The 16,285-nt window shown below is 53.8% G+C and carries 14 protein-coding genes and 1 pseudogene; 8 read left to right on the top strand and 7 right to left on the bottom strand.

Annotated features, from left to right (window positions below):
• The first annotated feature begins 144 nt into the window (after positions 1-144).
• Positions 145-2,055, top strand: a complete 1,911-nt coding sequence (gene dhaR, locus JY391_RS12795; RefSeq protein WP_211934413.1) for a dihydroxyacetone kinase operon transcriptional regulator DhaR — start codon at positions 145-147, stop codon at positions 2,053-2,055.
• Here dhaR and JY391_RS12790 read toward each other — a convergent pair.
• Positions 2,052-2,684: a winged helix-turn-helix transcriptional regulator gene (locus JY391_RS12790; RefSeq protein ID WP_060569617.1), complete on the bottom strand. Its 633-nt coding sequence runs from the start codon at positions 2,682-2,684 to the stop codon at positions 2,052-2,054. The two genes, dhaR and JY391_RS12790, sit on opposite strands and share 4 nt — an antisense overlap.
• A 76-nt stretch (positions 2,685-2,760) precedes the next feature.
• A complete protein-coding gene (locus JY391_RS12785) occupies positions 2,761-3,423 on the bottom strand; it encodes a winged helix-turn-helix transcriptional regulator (RefSeq protein ID WP_042287756.1) in 663 nt (220 codons plus the stop codon).
• A 349-nt stretch (positions 3,424-3,772) separates the two neighbouring features.
• On the opposite strand from JY391_RS12785, the gene JY391_RS12780 reads away from it, so the two are divergent.
• The 6 genes and pseudogenes from JY391_RS12780 to JY391_RS12755 all read left to right on the top strand — a co-directional run bounded on the left by JY391_RS12780 (position 3,773) and on the right by JY391_RS12755 (position 9,720).
• Positions 3,773-4,303 (top strand): fimbrial protein, encoded by a 531-nt coding sequence (locus JY391_RS12780; protein ID WP_211935799.1) that lies wholly within the window; start codon positions 3,773-3,775, stop codon positions 4,301-4,303.
• A 50-nt stretch (positions 4,304-4,353) separates the two neighbouring features.
• Positions 4,354-5,031, top strand: coding sequence for a fimbrial biogenesis chaperone (locus JY391_RS12775; RefSeq protein WP_211934412.1), 678 nt, complete (start codon positions 4,354-4,356; stop codon positions 5,029-5,031).
• A 29-nt stretch (positions 5,032-5,060) separates the two neighbouring features.
• Positions 5,061-7,571 (top strand): annotated as a pseudogene (locus JY391_RS12770) (fimbria/pilus outer membrane usher protein).
• Positions 7,465-8,544: a fimbrial protein gene (locus JY391_RS12765; RefSeq protein WP_229264048.1), complete on the top strand. Its 1,080-nt coding sequence runs from the start codon at positions 7,465-7,467 to the stop codon at positions 8,542-8,544. Before JY391_RS12770 ends, JY391_RS12765 begins: the two are co-directional and overlap by 107 nt.
• 12 nt (positions 8,545-8,556) lie before the next feature.
• On the top strand, positions 8,557-9,072 hold the full coding sequence (locus JY391_RS12760; protein ID WP_052406284.1) for a fimbrial protein: 516 nt from the start codon (positions 8,557-8,559) through the stop codon (positions 9,070-9,072).
• Positions 9,073-9,090: 18 nt separating this feature from the next.
• On the top strand, positions 9,091-9,720 hold the full coding sequence (locus JY391_RS12755) for a helix-turn-helix transcriptional regulator (protein ID WP_211934411.1): 630 nt from the start codon (positions 9,091-9,093) through the stop codon (positions 9,718-9,720).
• Positions 9,721-9,762: 42 nt separating this feature from the next.
• Here JY391_RS12755 and potD read toward each other — a convergent pair whose 3' ends face one another.
• From potD to potA, 4 genes are read right to left on the bottom strand one after another with little or no spacing between them, the layout of a single operon-like run.
• Entirely contained in the window at positions 9,763-10,809 is a 1,047-nt protein-coding gene (gene potD, locus JY391_RS12750) for a spermidine/putrescine ABC transporter substrate-binding protein PotD (protein WP_042287648.1), read from the bottom strand.
• A gap of 51 nt (positions 10,810-10,860) precedes the next feature.
• Positions 10,861-11,652: a spermidine/putrescine ABC transporter permease PotC gene (potC, locus tag JY391_RS12745; RefSeq protein WP_042287646.1), complete on the bottom strand. Its 792-nt coding sequence runs from the start codon at positions 11,650-11,652 to the stop codon at positions 10,861-10,863.
• On the bottom strand, positions 11,649-12,506 hold the full coding sequence (gene potB / locus JY391_RS12740; RefSeq protein WP_060569621.1) for a spermidine/putrescine ABC transporter permease PotB: 858 nt from the start codon (positions 12,504-12,506) through the stop codon (positions 11,649-11,651). Before potB ends, potC begins: the two co-directional genes overlap by 4 nt.
• On the bottom strand, positions 12,490-13,626 hold the full coding sequence (potA, locus tag JY391_RS12735; RefSeq protein ID WP_060569622.1) for a spermidine/putrescine ABC transporter ATP-binding protein PotA: 1,137 nt from the start codon (positions 13,624-13,626) through the stop codon (positions 12,490-12,492). The genes potB and potA overlap by 17 nt, the downstream gene beginning before the upstream one ends.
• Positions 13,627-13,854: 228 nt before the next feature.
• On the opposite strand from potA, the gene pepT reads away from it, so the two are divergent.
• Positions 13,855-15,090, top strand: a complete 1,236-nt coding sequence (pepT, locus tag JY391_RS12730) for a peptidase T (protein WP_042287643.1) — start codon at positions 13,855-13,857, stop codon at positions 15,088-15,090.
• A 69-nt stretch (positions 15,091-15,159) separates the two neighbouring features.
• On the opposite strand, the gene roxA is transcribed toward pepT, so the two are convergent.
• Positions 15,160-16,281 carry a [50S ribosomal protein L16]-arginine 3-hydroxylase gene (gene roxA, locus JY391_RS12725; protein ID WP_042287642.1) on the bottom strand — a complete coding sequence of 374 codons (1,122 nt, stop codon included), beginning with the start codon at positions 16,279-16,281 and terminating at the stop codon, positions 15,160-15,162.
• Between the last annotated feature and the right edge of the window lie 4 nt (positions 16,282-16,285).

Raw genomic sequence — 16,285 nt, 5'->3', positions numbered from 1 at the left:
GCCCCAGCGCGCGAAAAAGAAAATTCATCGGTGTTATGTTTCATAATGGAACCAAACTGAGCAGAAATGTTTCATTCTGGAACGTATTTGACGGAAAACACGCAAAAATGCGAGCGAGCGCACCCTGACTGGAGATAACCGGCAATGGCTTCACCTGATGACGAGATTCCTGCGTTTCTGCGCGCTTCATGGTTGCGCTGCGCCAGTATTATGCGCCCTGATTTCTGGTCGAGGCCGCATCGGGCGCAGGGGCTGACCTTTGACACCATTTGCCGGCGTAAAGCGGCGCTGCTGACGCTGGGACAGGCGGCGCTGGAAGATGCGTGGGAGTACATGATGCCGCGTCGGTGCGGGCTGTTTATTCTTGATGAAAGCGCCTGCGTGTTGAGCTGCTGCGGCGATGCCGGGACGCTTGAGCAGCTTGCGGCGCTTGGGTTTGTTGAGGGGACCTACTGTGCGGAAAGCATTATTGGCACCTGTGCGCTGTCTCTGGCTGCTCTGCTTGGGCAGCCGGTAAAAACCCGGGGTTCCCATCACTTCCGGCACGCGTTGCGCCCGTGGTGCGTCTGCGCGACACCGGTTTTTGATAATCATGGACGTCTTACCGGTTCGATCGCGCTGGTTTGCCGGGCGGGCGACGATACCTCATCCGATCTGCCGCTCACGCTGGCGATAGCCCGGGAGGTGGCTAATTCTCTGCTCACCGACAGTCTGCTGGCGGAATCCAACCGTCACCTTAACCATCTGAATGGTCTGTTAGAAAGCATGGACGATGGCGTGATGACCTGGAATGCCCAGGGCCACGTGCAGTTTATCAACGCAAGGGCGGCGCGGTTGCTGCACCTTGACGTAGCGGCAGCCCAGGGGAAAAGCCTGACGGAGTTATTCACGTTGCCCGCAGTGCTGGTGCGGGCCGTCCGGCAACACCGTCCACTTCATCATGTCGAGGCAACGTTCGAAAGCCAGCATCAGTTTGTGGATGCGGTGATCACCCTGAAACCGATCCAGGACGCACAGGGCACCGGCTTTATTTTATTGTTGCACCCGGTGGAAAAAATGCGCCAGCTCATGACCAGTCAGTTGGGCAAAGTGAATTTTACCTTTGCGCAAATGGCGCAGAACGATCCGCAAACCCAGCGGCTCGTCCACTTTGGCCGCCAGGCGGCGCGCGGCGCTTTTCCGGTGCTATTGCGCGGCGAGGAAGGCGTGGGTAAGGAGTTGCTGAGCCAGGCGATCCACAATGACAGCGAGCGCGCGGAAGGGCCGTACATTGCGGTAAACTGTCAACTGTATGCCGAACGGGCACTGGATTTTGCGTCAACGACGGCGGGTGAGGAGGGCGAAGGACGCCTGAGTCGGCTGGAACTGGCGAACGGTGGAACGCTCTATCTGGAAAAAATCGAATATCTCGCCCCGGCACTGCAGTCGGCGCTGCTGCAGGTCATCAAACAGGGCGTGATTACCCGTCTCGATGCCAGGCGCGTAGTGCCGGTCGATGTGAAGGTTATCGCCGCCACCACGGCAGATCTGGCGCTGCTGGTGGAACAAAACCGCTTCAGCCGTCAGCTTTACTATGCGCTACATGCTTTTGAGATCACCATTCCGCCGCTGCGGATGCGTCGCAGCAGCATTCCTTCGCTGGTCGATCACCGGTTACGCCGTCTTGAGAAACGCTTTTCCACGCGGCTCAGGATGGACGATGAGGTGCTGGCGCAACTGGTCGCCTGCGACTGGCCGGGAAATGATTTTGAACTGAACAGCGTCATTGAGAATACGGCGCTGCGCAGTGAAAAAGGGCGCATTCACCTCAGCCACCTGCCGGATTATGTCTTCAACGAACGGCGAAATGCGCCTCTGGCGGAAGAGCGGCGGTCTGCCAGCTTATCGTTCGCGGATGCCGGGAAAGAGGCGATTATTCACGCCGCCAGACTCACCGGCGGACGGGTACAGGAGATGTCCGCGCTGTTAAAAATTGGCAGGACGACACTTTGGCGAAAAATGAAGTTCTATGGCATTGACGTCGGCCAGTATAAATCGCTGCGCGATAACGATTAGAAGCGTGATGGCAGATGGTTAATCGCGATCAGCTTGCCCTGGCTCAGTTCGATATAGCCCCCTTTTTTCAGCGCCGAGAGAATTTTCATGACGCTGCTGCGTGAGATATGCGTTCTGTCGAGAATAAACTGATAAGCGGCCACGCTTTCCCGGATACTGTCCGGCTCCTGATTCAGCGCCAGCAACTGCTTACAAAGAAGATCATAGGCGGTTGGCGCGGTCGCCATCTCATTTTGTATAAACAGCTTATTCATCACGACGATCATATGCTTCGCCATGATTTCCCAGAGCTGTTTCTCCTCAATGCGCGCCATGACGGTATCAAGGGGCACGGTGGCGACCTCACACGGCTCCAGCGCACGCAGCAGCAGCTTTTCGGATAAGGCGCTGGTAAAACCCAGCGAGACAGGAGCGGATGCAATGCCGAGCGCCAGGTGATTTTCCTGGTTTTCAATGCTGACCACACCGCTACGGATAAACTGACAGCAGTGCTCGCCCGCGCGAATAAAAACAAACCGACTGCCTTTAGGATAGCAGCGAAATTCCTGCTCCTGCGTCAACTGCTTTAGCAGTTCCGGGGCATAAACGGAAGGCTGCTTGAGAAGATTAAACGATGATTGCTGCGACATGATGGCGGTCCGGTCATGATTAACGCATTGAGAACCTGCGGTATCAGGTTCTTACTTTGACGAGCATAGTCTACGGCTAATATTTCAGGGGAATATTTTGCTGTATCTGGAGAAGTACGCCACGTTCCGTGATGATATAGCCACCTTTTTTAAGGTCGGCAAGAATTTTCATAATGCTGCTGCGTGACAAAAAGGTTCGGCTCTGAATGTAGTTCGCCGCGGTAATGTTGCGGCGGAACTCAACAGATTCCTTCATTAACTCATAAAGTTGTGAGCGAATAATATCGTAGGAACTGGGCGCGGTAATACGCGTACAATGATCGTAAACCCGTCCTGCGGTGTAAACCAACAGCGACGCCAGGCTTTCCCACAGATTCTCTTTCGTAATGACCTCATTGACTTTTGTCAGGGGTAATACCGCCACCCGCGAGCACTCCTCACTGCGCATAAAAAGATAACTGGCATCACAGAGTTGATTACTTAAGCCAAAGACAAACGGCGCGACTTCGGAATTAAACATAAAGCTATCCCGCGTTCTGAATATTGAAATGGTTCCTTTCAGCAGGAGTAAGCATTGATGGGAGTTATTGTTCTTATAGTTAATTATTTGTCTTGGTTTTGTTTCGTATATGTTAGCGTGCGGCAGAAGTTTATCTATTATCCGCTCAATGTGTTTTACCGGTTTTATCGGCAGGTCTTTATATGCAATTGATTCAGTAGCTATTTTGCGTGCAGGCATCATTGCTCTCCCATGGCATTATCATAATTGGAATAACGTAACTTACTGCTTGATTTAGTAATTATGGGGAGTGCAAATTAATAAGTGAATCTGGAATAAAGTGTAAAATTACACCAAAAAATCACTTGAGCGAATATATGCAGCTATATGAAAATCATCATTAAGCAATATGACAACGTATTTGGTTGCTGCTTGCAGAAAGCGGAATGACGTGTAACCCGATAACGTTGTTTTGACTTATGGCCTGGCATTTTTCAAAGACATAGCGGAAATGTTCTCGCTAAAGAGGCGGTTTTCGCACCGGTAAATTAACCGGATTATAAATAAACAAAAGTTAAGGATAGCAATGATGAAAAAAAATAGCGTAGTGATGGCGTTATCCGTCGCAGGTCTTTTGACTATTTCAAATGCCATCGCCTATGACGGCACGGTTAATTTTATGGGACAAATTCTCGATACCGCATGTACCGTGGATATAGGTTCCAATAATACCCTGATGGTGGATATGGGCAGCGTTTCCAAAACGGCTTTTGTCAGCGTTGGCGATGAGGCATCGACAACGAAATTCACTTTAAGATTGATCAATTGTCCGGTCAGCGTGACGTCGGCAAAGGTCAAGTTTGATGGCTTAGTTGATGCGTTTGACAACAGTTTACTGGCGATAAACCCGGATCCGGGTGCGGCGAGTGGCGTGGCGATTCGACTGAAAACAGCGGATAAAAGCAACATTGGGCTGAACGAGGTGAACGGCTATTCGTATCCGTTATCCAGTACCGCGGATAATAATTTGGATTTTTACGCGGCTTATGTCGCCACCAGCGCCACGGTGATGGCGGGGCCGGCTAACGCTGTCGCCAATTTTACCGTTAACTATAACTGATTTACCTGCGCCGTTTAAGGGCCAGTATTTGGCCATTTCAGAGGTTTAGTATGAATGCATTACGTTGTTGCGTCCTGTTCCCCGTGTTTTTCGCGATGGGTATTTCGATGACTCACGCTGGCGTTTCCGTTGGCGGTACGCGCGTTATTTATGATGGTGAAAAAAAAGAGGCCTCTCTGAGCGTCAGTAATCCCGATACCATCCCGTATTTAATTCAATCGTGGATTGAATTACCGGATGCGGCTCGAACAAAAGCCCCGTTTATTATTACGCCGCCGCTTTATCGTCTGGATAACGGTCAGCAAAACGTAATGCGAATTATCCGCAGCGGAAATTTGCCGGAAAATAAAGAATCGTTGTTCTGGTTGAACATTAAGTCAATCCCGTCGGCAGCGCGAAAGGACAATACGTTGCAAATCGCCGTAAAGACACGAATAAAGCTCATTTATCGTCCCGGTCAACTGCGTCAGTCGACGCCGGAAGCGCAGGCAGAGAAATTAATCTGGCGGCTGGACGGAAAGTTTATTCAGGTAAAAAATCCTTCCGCATACTTTATTAATTTTAATGAAATTACCGTGGCAGGTAAAAAAGTGAACGATGTGACATTCGTTGCGCCGGAAAGTACCGCCCGTTTCGTGCTGCCGTCCGGCGTCAGTGGCGGCGCCGTCACCTTTAAAATCATTAACGATTATGGCGGGACAGGCGACGCGCATCGCGCTGCAATATAGCCAGGGATAGCTGTCGGGGAATAAAGTCAATGATGATAGCAAATTACAGAAATCACCTTCCCCCGATCCGACTGGCGATGTTTATTTCATTAATGATTTCAGCTGTGCTGAATGAGGCGAAGGGAAGAGATTATTTCAACCCGGCGTTACTTGAACGAACCCAAAGCGCATCCGGGGAAATTGACCTTTCTGGTTTTGAAACGGGTCAGCAGGCAGAAGGAACCTATCGGGTCGATATTCTCCTTAACGGAGAGCTGCGGGAAACCCGGGAGGTCGACTTTGTCAGGGATGATGACGGATACCTTCAACCCTGCCTGAGCGACGTTATTTTACAGCGCTACGGGGTGAGAACTGACGTCTATCCGGGGTTAATGGCGAAAGGCGACTGTGCGGAGCTGTCAGCGATCCCTCAGGCATCCAGTGAACTGTCATTTTCCTCCCAGAAACTGATGCTAAGTATGCCACAGGCTGCGCTTTCCGCCCACGCGCGGGGCTATGTTGCGCCGGAACTGTGGGACGAAGGGATAACCGCGGCAATGCTGAATTACAGCCTGAGCGGGGACAATAGCCGGGAAAAAAATACCGGCTTAACCCGCAACAGTCAGTACGCCAATCTGCGACCGGGCATGAATATCGGCCCCTGGCGTCTGCGTAACTACACCACCTGGAATCGCGACAGCGAGGGCAACGATCGCTGGGATACGGTTTACACCTATCTGCAGCGCAACATTATTCCCTTGAAAGCGCAGGTGGTTCTGGGCGACAGCGCCTCGCCCGCCGATGTTTTTGACAGCATTCCGTTTCGCGGCGGTCAGCTTGCGTCAGATGACGACATGCTGCCGGATTCGCTGAAAGGTTATGCGCCGGTGGTCCGGGGGATCGCCCGTACGCATGCGCAAATTATTATCCGGCAAAACGGCTATCAGATTTATCAAGGTTACGTCGCGCCCGGCGCGTTTGAGATCAGCGATATGTACCCGACTGGCGGGGCCGGCGATCTTGAGGTGACCCTGAAAGAAGCCGACGGCAGCGAGCAGCATTTCACCGTGCCGTTTGCCTCATTACCGGTACTCCAGCGTGAAGGACGCTTCAAATTTTCGCTTACTGCGGGACGCTACCGTACTTACGACAGCCGGGTGGAGCGCGCTCCATTTTCCCAGGGGACGGCGATGTATGGTTTACCCCACGCGTTTACCGTTTACGGGGGAATACAGATCGCTGAACGCTACCGCGCGATGGCGATAGGGGTGGGCAAAAACCTCGGTGTCGTAGGGGCGGTTTCTGGCGATGTGATTTAGTCATGGGCCCGACCACATGAGGCCGGGAAGGCGCAGGGACAGTCCTGGCGCATTCGCTACAGCAAAAACAGCGTGGCGACCGGAACGAATTTCGCGATTGCCGGTTATCGCTACTCAACACGCGGTTATTACGCCATGCAGGACGTGTTTGATACCTACGGTGGCGGTAACGTGCTGTCGCAGAAGCGGCGTAATCGCATGGAGGCTAACGTCAGCCAGAGTCTTGGCGCAGGCGCAGGTTCGCTGTCGCTCACTGCGGTGCGGGAAGATTACTGGCGTTCAGGTAAACCCATGCAGTCGCTGAGTGTCAGCTATAACAACACCTGGAAGCAACTCAGCTACGGAATTAGCTGGACGCAGAGTCAAAACAGTCAGTCAGGCAATCACGGTCATGCGGAGAGCGATCGCCAGATAGCCCTTAACGTCAGCATGCCGCTGACGGCGTTTATGGCAAATACCTGGGCTCATTCTGGCCTGAATCACAGCCGCAGCGGCGGCACGACCCAAAGCATCGGAGTCAGCGGTATGGCGCTGGCAGGAAATGCCCTGAGCTGGAATATCCAGCAGGGATACGGTTCGGATGACGTGGGCTATACCGGCAGTCTGAACGCCGATTATAAGGGAACCTATGGGGAACTGAGCGGCGGCTACAGCTACGACCGCGCGAGCCAGCGGGTGAACTATGCCCTGGCCGGCGGCGTGTTGGCGCACGCTGACGGCGTTACGCTGTCCCAGCCGCTGGGAGAAACTAACGTGTTAATTAAAGCGCCGGGCGCAGGCGGTGTCGTGGTGAAAAATCAGAGCGGCGTCAAAACCGATTTTCGCGGCTATACCCTGGCCAGTAACGTATCGCCGTATCGTAAAAACGATATCGGACTGGATACGCTAACCGTTCCCGACAACGTGGAACTGGCGTTGACCAATAAAAACGTTGTGCCGACGCGCGGCGCCGTCGTGCGTGCGGAGTTTATCGCCAGCGTCGGGCAGCGCCTGTTGCTGAATTTACGCCGTGATAACGGGCTTCCGGTGCCGTTTGGTTCGGTTGCCAGCGTTAGCGGCGCAAAGGGGCCTGGGTTTATTGTGGGCGATGACGGACAGGTTTATCTCAGCGGAATGGAACGGCAGGGCACGCTGGATGTCGTCTGGGGAGACGGCCCGCGACAGCGCTGTCGCGCCGCTTATTCGCTGGATGCGACAGAACAGTATTCCGGCGTCAACGTCGCCAACAGCCTTTGTCGCTGAATACTTCACTTACGGCAATGAGAACAATACCGTGCGGCAAATTCATTTTTTATTCGGCGCGTTAATCCTGGCCTTTTCCGGTCTGTGTTCCGCCGACGTGTGCGAAATAACGGCGCCGCTGATTCGAACCGTGTCGGCAGGCAATATTCTGGTGCAGCGTGATACAGGCGCAGGCGCGGAAATTGCCCGCGTCCGGGTCTCCGGATTTGTTGAACTGGCGTCGTTTTCATCCACTGGCGTCGCGAGTTGCAATGGCGGCTATACGTTTAATTACTTATCCGCCACGCCCGCGTCCATGAGCGGAGTGTATAACACTAACCTCGACGGCGTCGGGATCCGCACGTCGTTCGACGCCGGTAATTTCATGCTGCCATCTTATGGCGCGAATATTAAGACGCTCTATTACCTCGGTAATTATGACGTCATTTTTTATAAAACCGGAAACATCACCTCTGGCCCCTTAACCCCTGGATTAATTGCGCAGGGCTGGTATGGCGCGCCGGATAATCACTTTGTGCAAATTTCGCTGGACGCCGCAAGTCAGGTCACGGTATTAGCCTGTTCGCTTTCCAGCCAGGTGATTAATTTTAATCTCGGCGATATTAATGCCAGCGCATTTTCAGACCGACCAGGATTTATCCCCTCGCGCGGCGATACGCAAACCCTGGGATTGAATTGCGATCCTTCAACCAATATCAACATTGAACTGAGCGGAACGCCAAACCCGGATGTCAGCGGCGATTCCGGCGTTCTGGCGCTCAACGGGCAGGGGATGCCCGGCACGGCGGAAGGTGTTGGGGTGCAACTGGTTTACAACACGATTCCGCTGCAGCTGAACAACCGCATCCTGCTGAAACAATCGGCGGGTGGGCAGGAAGCGTTTCCCCTGACGGCGCGTTATTACCAGACCAGGGCTGTTGTTAAGCCGGGCAGTGCGAATGCCACGGCAACGCTGAATGTAACGTATCAATAGCAGGTGATGAAAATGCCCGGTAAACAAGGACTGGCAATAGCGATGTTATTTTCTGCGCCGGCGTGGAGCATTGGCGATCCGGTGGCGCTGTACGTCACCGGCAACGTAAAAGCGGCGCCGTGTCAGATCAGCAGCGACAGTGTAACGAAAACGGTCGACCTTACCGCCGATCAGTCGGTTACCGCGTCGTCCATGTACACCCCGGGCTCAACCACGCCATGGGTGGCGTTCGATTTGAGTGTGGAAAACTGTCCCGCTGGCACTACCCAGGTAACCGTCATGTTTAATGGCAGTCCGGATCAAAACCAACCGCAGGACCGATATCAAAACGTCGGAACGGCGACGCCGGTGGCGGTACAGCTTCAGAGTCGCGATGGACAGCCGCTTGGGGATGGAAAATCACTTAGCGGTCAGGTGGAAAGTCAGCGTTATACATGGCAACTGCGCGCCCGCATCGTGAGCCAGCAGGGACATGTCATGCCGGGCACCGTTAATGCTGTCGTAACCGTTTCAATGACCTATCAGTAAAACTTTGACAGGCGCTTTATGAATATCATTATCCGCTGTGATGATAGCTTTTATAAATTTGGGCTGACCGCGCTGCTGGCGGAAATATTCCAGCAGGAAGACGAACAGCAGACGGTCATTTTTGCTGATTATCATCCAGATAAAATCAGGACGGCGGATATTCTCGTTGCTGTTCTGCGTCCGGGAGAGGCCTATCTGTGCCATCCGGAATTATTACATTGTAAGGCCGGGTTGATGATTGGCATTGTCGAACAGAGCCACGTTCCCGCACGCGGCGAACTGCCGGATTGCCTGCACCAAATTGTGTTGATGGCCCATAACGCCACGGTTGACCATCTGCGCAATACGATAGCACATCACTGGCCGTTAACCCGGCAAGATAAAGATGAGGACGTTAAACGCTCCTGCGTCAGCTGTTCCCATAAGCGCGTTTCCGATAAGCAGCAGCATCTGATACGCCTGTTGCTCTCCGGCCTGACGTCCCGGCAGATCGGCGCGCAGATGAACATTGGTCAGAAAACCGTACTGGCCCATCGCCATGCGCTCATGCATAAATTCAGGCTCAGGTCGGACTGTGAACTGATGCAGTTTCTGGTGGCGAAGGAGGAAAAATATCCGCACCGGGGCGGGGAGGAGGGAGGACGATGATCTGGCCGGGCAGGGGAGGCCGCCGCCCGGCGCAGGGCAGGATCAGCGTCCTGCTTTCAGCTTCTGATAATACTCTTCGTAGATTGCGCTGGCCGCGCCTACGTCGTTCTGCCATTCCCCTTTGCTGACGGTTTCCGCATCCGGGTAGAGCGATTTGTCATTGGCGACCTCCGGGCTGAGTAGCTTACGCGCCGCCAGGTTTGGCGTCGGGTAACCGATGGTTTCCGCCACTTCTTTCGCCACATCCGGGCGCAGCAGGAAATTGATCAGCTTAAGCGCGCCTTCTTTATTTTTCGCGTTTGCCGGAATGGCGAGGCTGTCCATCCAGAAGATACCGCCTTCTTTCGGCCAGACGACTTCCAGCGGCGTACCCGCCTGGCGCGCCACGAACGCAGATCCGTTCCATACCATCCCGAGGTTGACTTCACCCTCCATGTACGGATTTGCCGGGTTGTCGGAATTAAAAGCCGCCACGTTTGGCATCAGTTTTTTCAGCTCGTTGTACGCTGCTTCAATCTCTTTCGGATCGGTGGTGTTGCCGGAATAACCCAGTTTGCGCAGCGCCATCTGGAACACTTCTCGCGCATCGTCGGTCAACAGAAGGCTGCCTTTGTATTCCGGTTTCCACAAATCGGCCCAGCTGATGACGGTTTTCGGGTCAATGCTGTCGCTGTTGACGCCAATGGCCGTCGCCCCCCAGATATACGGAATGGAGTAGTCGTTGTTTGGGTCAAATGGCTTGTTCAGCATGTCAGGGTCAAGGTTGCTGAAGTTGGTCAACGTCGACTTGTCGATCTTCTGGATCATGCCTTCTTTGCGCATTTTATCCACGTAATAGGTGGACGGAACCACCAGATCGTACGCGCCTTCTTTATAGGTTTTGAGCTTGGCGTACATGGTTTCATTCGACTCATAGGTCGAATAGATAACCTTAATGCCGGTCTCTTTGGTGAACTGTTCCAGCAGACCTGGCGGAACATACTCGGTCCAGTTGTAGAAATAGAGCGTTTTACTGTCGTCCGCGTGCGCGGCGCTCATACCGATAGCGAGAGCGCCTGCCGCGAGCAGGTGGCGTGACCATTTTTTCATTTAACGTCCCCTGAGATTAACGCCTGACTCTCCAGGCGGATTGAACAACACTTACGCCTGACGAGACAGGCTCTTCGTTTTATCGCGAGCGATAAGCTGGCTGGCAATCACCATCACCAGCGACAGCACCAACAGGATTGTCGCCAGCGCATTCACCTCCGGTGAGACGCCGACTTTCACCATGGAGTATATTTTCAATGGCAGAATTTCATAACCCGGTCCGGTGACGAACGACGAGACCACCACATCGTCCATTGACAGGGTAAAGCTCAGTAGCCAGCCTGCCGCCACCGCCGGCATTGCCAGCGGCAGGATGATTTTACGCAGAATAGTCAGTTCGCTGGCGCCCAGATCTTTTGCCGCTTCCAGCATTCGCACGTCAAATCCTTTCAGACGCGAGTAGACCGTCACCACCACGAAAGGCAGACAGAACGTAATATGCGAGAACAGCAGCGACCAGAAGCCGAGCTGGATGCCAAGCAGCATAAACAGGACCAGCAGCGAAATCGCCATCACGATATCCGGCGACATCATCACCACAAACAGCATACCGCTGACGAACGGTTTCCCGCGAAAACGGTAACGATACAGCGCTACCGCGGTCAGCGAACCGATCAGCGTGGCGAAAGTAGCCGAAAAGATCGCCATCGTCAGCGAGTGCTGAGCGGCCTGCAGCAGGCTGTCATTATTCATCAACAGGCCATACCATTTTGTGGTAAATCCCTGCCAGTTAATGCCGAATCGCGAGCTGTTAAAGGAATTCACAATCAAAATAATGATGGGAATATACAGGTACGCGTAGATAGCGGTCATAAAACCGCCGCGGAGCAGTCGACCGATCATTCGAGTTCCACCTTCTTATTCAGCAGTCGCGACGCGCGCCAGTAAACCAGCAGCATCAGGCCCATCACGATGGTCAGCGTAATGCTGGTCGCTGCGCCGAACGGCCAGTCGCGGATGTTCAGGAACTGTACCTTAATCACGTTACCGATCAGCAGGTTTTTCGCGCCGCCCATCAGATCGGAGACGTAAAACAGCCCCATCGCCGGCAGCATCACCAGCAGACAGCCCGCGATAATGCCTGGCATGGTCAGCGGAATGATAATGCGGATAAAGGTTTGCAGCTTGCTGGCGCCGAGATCTTTCGCCGCTTCCAGCAGCGGTTTATCGAGCTTTTCGATGCTGGAATAAAGCGGCATGACCATAAATGGCAGCAGGATATAGACCAGACCGATAATCACCGCCCCCGGCGTAAACATAATGCGAATAGGCGTGTCGATGACTCCCAGCCACAGCAGAAACTCGTTAAGGTAGCCTTTGGTGCTAAGGAAAATTTTCAGCCCGTAAATGCGGATCAGCGAGTTAGTCCAGAAGGGGACGATCAGCAGAAACAGCAGCAGCGGACGCACTTTTTGCGGCAGTTTCGCCAGAAACCAGGCAAACGGATAACCCAGCGCCAGACAGGCGAGGGTGGCAATCAGCGCCATATTCAGCGAGTGCAGCAGCACGTCGAAATAGAGCGGATCGAGCAGACGCGTGTAGTTGTCCAACGTAAAGACCATTTTGACGAAATTTGCATCGTCACGGGTCAAAAAGCTGGTGCCAATGATCATCAGGTTGGGCAGAAAGACAAACAACACAAGCCAACCGACGATAGTGATAATCACCACATTCTGGAATTTACTTGTGTTCTTCATCAGCCAGTACGACCTCCCAGCTTTCTACCCAGTTAACGGCCATTTTCTGGTCGAGCGAGTGGTCAAAGTCGGGATCGTCTTCATTGAAGAATTCACTGACCATCACCATCTTACCATTTTCCAGTTCGACAACCGACTCAAGGGTCATCCCCTTGTAGTTGCGCTCGCGCACGTAGCCGATAAGCCCTTCGCCAGGCGAATCGTCGTTAATTTCTTCCACGCGCAAATCTTCCGGGCGCAGGAGAACGTGCAGTTGTTGCCCTGGCTCAACGGCAAAATTCACGTAGATATTGCACTCGCGGCCTTCAACGTTCGCGCGTACCCGCTGTTCGTCTAACCGTTCAATGACCGTCGCATTGAACATATTAATTTCGCCAATGAATCCGGCAACGAACAGGTTTTTCGGCTCTTCGTAAATTTCACGCGGCGTGCCGTCCTGCTCAATGCGTCCGTCGCGCATGACCACAATGCGGTCGGACATGGTGAGCGCTTCTTCCTGGTCGTGGGTGACGAAGACGAACGTGATGCCGAGCTTACGCTGCAAGGCTTTCAGTTCGTTCTGCATCTGCTTTCGCAGTTTATAGTCCAGCGCCGAGAGGGACTCATCCAACAGCAAAAGACGCGGTTTATTGACGACTGCCCGGGCGATGGCCACGCGCTGCTGCTGACCGCCGGAAAGCTGATGCGGTTTGCGCTGTGCGAACTCTTCCAGTTGCACCATCCGCAGCGCTTCAGTTACGCGCGGGGCAATTTCCGCCGCCGGGGTTTTTTGCATACGTAACCCAAAGGCCACATTTTCAAAAACGGTCATGTGGGGGAATAACGCATAGCTCTGGAAAACGGTGTTTACGTAGCGGTTTTCTGCCGGAACGTGGGTGATGTCCTGGTTATCCAGCATAATCTGACCGGAATCCACGGTTTCCAGACCGGCTATCAGGCGAAGCACGGTTGTTTTACCGCAGCCTGAAGGACCCAGCAGCGTGAGGAACTCGCCATTATTGATAGTCAGATCCAACTGGGAAATGACCTCTTTGCCATCGAAGCTTTTGCTGATACCTGATAAAAGAACCAGCGGTGAAAGCGAACGCGGTTGTTTATTCAATTTTTTTCTCTGTCCCATGTAGACGTATCGGATGGCTGACCGATACGGGGTTTGTGGTTGACCACCTTGGTGACTCTTAAAGAGGGCGGTCATTCTACGGCAAACCACTGTAATCGCCAATCCTTGTTATAGTCAGTAGGGGTCTGAAGAGAAATATTCTCGTTTGCGGGGATAAAAGTGACCTGACGCAATATTTGTCTTTTGTGGCTTCCTGATAATGTTGTCACAAATAGTGAGGATGACTGCATGGATAAACTACTTGAGCGTTTTCTACACTACGTTTCGTTGGATACCCAGTCGAAAGCGGGTGTGAGACAGGTTCCCAGTACAGAGGGACAGTGGAAGCTATTACATTTGCTCAAACAACAGCTCGAAGAGATGGGGCTGGTCAATGTGACGTTAAGCGACAAAGGGACGCTGATGGCGACGCTGCCGGCGAATATCCCCGGCGATATCCCTGCTATCGGTTTCATTTCACATGTGGATACCTCACCAGATTTCAGCGGCAAAAACGTGAATCCGCAAATTGTTGAAAATTATCGCGGCGGTGATATTGCGCTCGGCATTGGCGATGAGGTGCTGTCGCCGGTCATGTTCCCGGTGCTGCATCAGTTGCTGGGACAAACGCTGATCACCACAGACGGTAAAACGCTGCTTGGCGCGGACGACAAAGCGGGCGTGGCGGAAATCATGACCGCGCTGGCGGTACTGAAAGAGAAAAACATCCCCCATGGCGATATTCGGGTGGCCTTTACCCCGGATGAAGAAGTGGGCAAGGGGGCGAAGCACTTTGATGTCGCGGCGTTTAACGCGAAGTGGGCTTACACCGTTGACGGTGGCGGCGTCGGCGAACTGGAGTTTGAGAACTTCAACGCGGCGTCCGTGAACATCAAGATTGTCGGCAATAACGTTCATCCTGGCACCGCGAAAGGGGTGATGGTGAACGCCCTGTCGCTGGCGGCGCGTATTCATAACGAGGTGCCCGCAGATGAAAGCCCGGAAACCACCGACGGCTACGAAGGCTTTTATCACCTGGCGAGCATGAAAGGCACCGTCGATCGCGCCGATATGCACTACATCATTCGCGACTTTGACCGCAAACAGTTTGAAGCGCGGAAGCGCAAGATGATGGAGATCGCCAAAAAGGTGGGCAAAGGGCTACACCCGGACTGCTATATCGAACTGGTGATCGAGGACAGTTATTACAACATGCGAGAGAAAGTGGCTGAGTACCCGCATATCCTCGACATCGCCCAGCAGGCCATGCGCGACTGCGATATTGAACCGGATATGAAGCCGATCCGCGGCGGCACCGACGGCGCGCAGCTGTCGTTTATGGGACTGCCGTGCCCGAACTTGTTCACCGGCGGCTACAACTATCATGGCAAGCATGAGTTTGTGACGCTGGAAGGCATGGAAAAAGCGGTACAGGTGATTGTGCGTATCGCTGAGCTGACGGCGAAGCAGCCGTCGTCTTGTTGAGACCGGATGGCGCCGTATTGTCCGGCCTACGGGAGGTGATCCTGCAGGCCGGATAAGCGAAGCGCCGACTTACCCTTCGAAGAACCAGTAGCCGCTGTTGACCAGAGCGGCCAGCATCGCCAGAAAGGACGGATCGTCCAGCGCATCGCCAAAGTTTTCGGCGGTGAGCACGATGTGGCTGGCAAGCGCTTCCAGCGCCGGACGATGCGGAGAGTCGATCTTCTCGCCGTTGGCGTATACCTCACCGTCCACGCGCAGAACGCGCAGACCACCCAGGCGTACCAGCACGTCGCCCTGCTTCAGGGCATCGTAGATTTCGTCGGGCTGATACGGCGGCTCCGGCGGGGCGATATCCAGCTCGTGGCGAGACTGGGAGATAAATTCCCCAAACCATTGCTTGAAGTGTTCCGGTTGGTTAATCAGATCGAGCATCATCGTGCGCAGTTTGTCCATTTCCTGCGGTAGCACATCAGCCGGGTGCTCACGTGGGGGAACGTCCGGGTCGCTGTAATACGTGCTGCCCAGTTCGCGTTGCAGCACATAGTCGGCAAACCCGCTGATCAGTTCGCGGGTATTCGGTGCGCGGAAGCCGACGGAATAGTTCATTGCGTTTTCCAGCGCATAGCCTTCGTGCGGGAATCCCGGCGGGATGTACAGGATATCGCCCGGCTCCAGTTCTTCATCAATGATCGCCTCAAACGGATCGACCTGTAAAAGGTCCGGATGCGGGCAATGCTGCTTCATTTGCAACTTTTCACCGACGCGCCAGCGACGGCGGCCAGTCCCCTGAATGATAAAGACATCGTACTGATCCAGATGCGGACCCACGCCGCCGCCGGGTACCGAGAACGAGATCATCAGGTCGTCAATACGCCAGTCCGGCAGGGCGCGGAAAGGGCGCATGAGCGCGGCGGTGGGCTCGTGCCAGTGGTTAACGGCCTGAACCAGCAGCGACCAGTTGTTCTCGCCGAGATGATCGTAGCTTTCAAACGGACCGTGGCTGACCTGCCATTTGCCATCCTGATGGCTTACCAGACGGCTGTCGACTTCGCTTTCCATCGCCAGCCCCGCCAGTTCGTCAGGAGAGAGCGGATCGATGAAGTTATTAAAGCCGCGTTTCAACACCACCGGGCGTTTTTGCCAGTGGCGTTCAAGAAAGTCGGGCCAGTTGAGAGTTAATTGGTATTCCATATTG

The organism is Citrobacter sedlakii, from assembly GCF_018128425.1.
GTDB classification, from domain to species: Bacteria; Pseudomonadota; Gammaproteobacteria; order Enterobacterales; family Enterobacteriaceae; genus Citrobacter_A; species Citrobacter_A sedlakii.
The sequence above is the reverse complement of the archived record's forward strand: the minus strand, read 5'-3'. Positions and strand labels throughout refer to the sequence as shown.

Excerpts from the sequence above, each read along its gene's own strand:
- potD (WP_042287648.1), bottom strand. The coding sequence starts at position 10,809 with ATGAAAAAATGGTCACGCCACCTGCTCGCGGCAGGCGCTCTCGCTATC.
- potB (WP_060569621.1), bottom strand. The coding sequence starts at position 12,506 with ATGAAGAACACAAGTAAATTCCAGAATGTGGTGATTATCACTATCGTC.
- dhaR (WP_211934413.1), top strand. The coding sequence starts at position 145 with ATGGCTTCACCTGATGACGAGATTCCTGCGTTTCTGCGCGCTTCATGG.
- JY391_RS12790 (WP_060569617.1), bottom strand. The coding sequence starts at position 2,684 with ATGTCGCAGCAATCATCGTTTAATCTTCTCAAGCAGCCTTCCGTTTAT.
- JY391_RS12775 (WP_211934412.1), top strand. The coding sequence starts at position 4,354 with ATGAATGCATTACGTTGTTGCGTCCTGTTCCCCGTGTTTTTCGCGATG.
- pepT (WP_042287643.1), top strand. The coding sequence starts at position 13,855 with ATGGATAAACTACTTGAGCGTTTTCTACACTACGTTTCGTTGGATACC.
- JY391_RS12780 (WP_211935799.1), top strand. The coding sequence starts at position 3,773 with ATGAAAAAAAATAGCGTAGTGATGGCGTTATCCGTCGCAGGTCTTTTG.
- JY391_RS12765 (WP_229264048.1), top strand. The coding sequence starts at position 7,465 with ATGTCGTCTGGGGAGACGGCCCGCGACAGCGCTGTCGCGCCGCTTATT.
- JY391_RS12755 (WP_211934411.1), top strand. The coding sequence starts at position 9,091 with ATGAATATCATTATCCGCTGTGATGATAGCTTTTATAAATTTGGGCTG.
- JY391_RS12785 (WP_042287756.1), bottom strand. The coding sequence starts at position 3,423 with ATGCCTGCACGCAAAATAGCTACTGAATCAATTGCATATAAAGACCTG.
- potA (WP_060569622.1), bottom strand. The coding sequence starts at position 13,626 with ATGGGACAGAGAAAAAAATTGAATAAACAACCGCGTTCGCTTTCACCG.
- potC (WP_042287646.1), bottom strand. The coding sequence starts at position 11,652 with ATGATCGGTCGACTGCTCCGCGGCGGTTTTATGACCGCTATCTACGCG.
- roxA (WP_042287642.1), bottom strand. The coding sequence starts at position 16,281 with ATGGAATACCAATTAACTCTCAACTGGCCCGACTTTCTTGAACGCCAC.
- JY391_RS12760 (WP_052406284.1), top strand. The coding sequence starts at position 8,557 with ATGCCCGGTAAACAAGGACTGGCAATAGCGATGTTATTTTCTGCGCCG.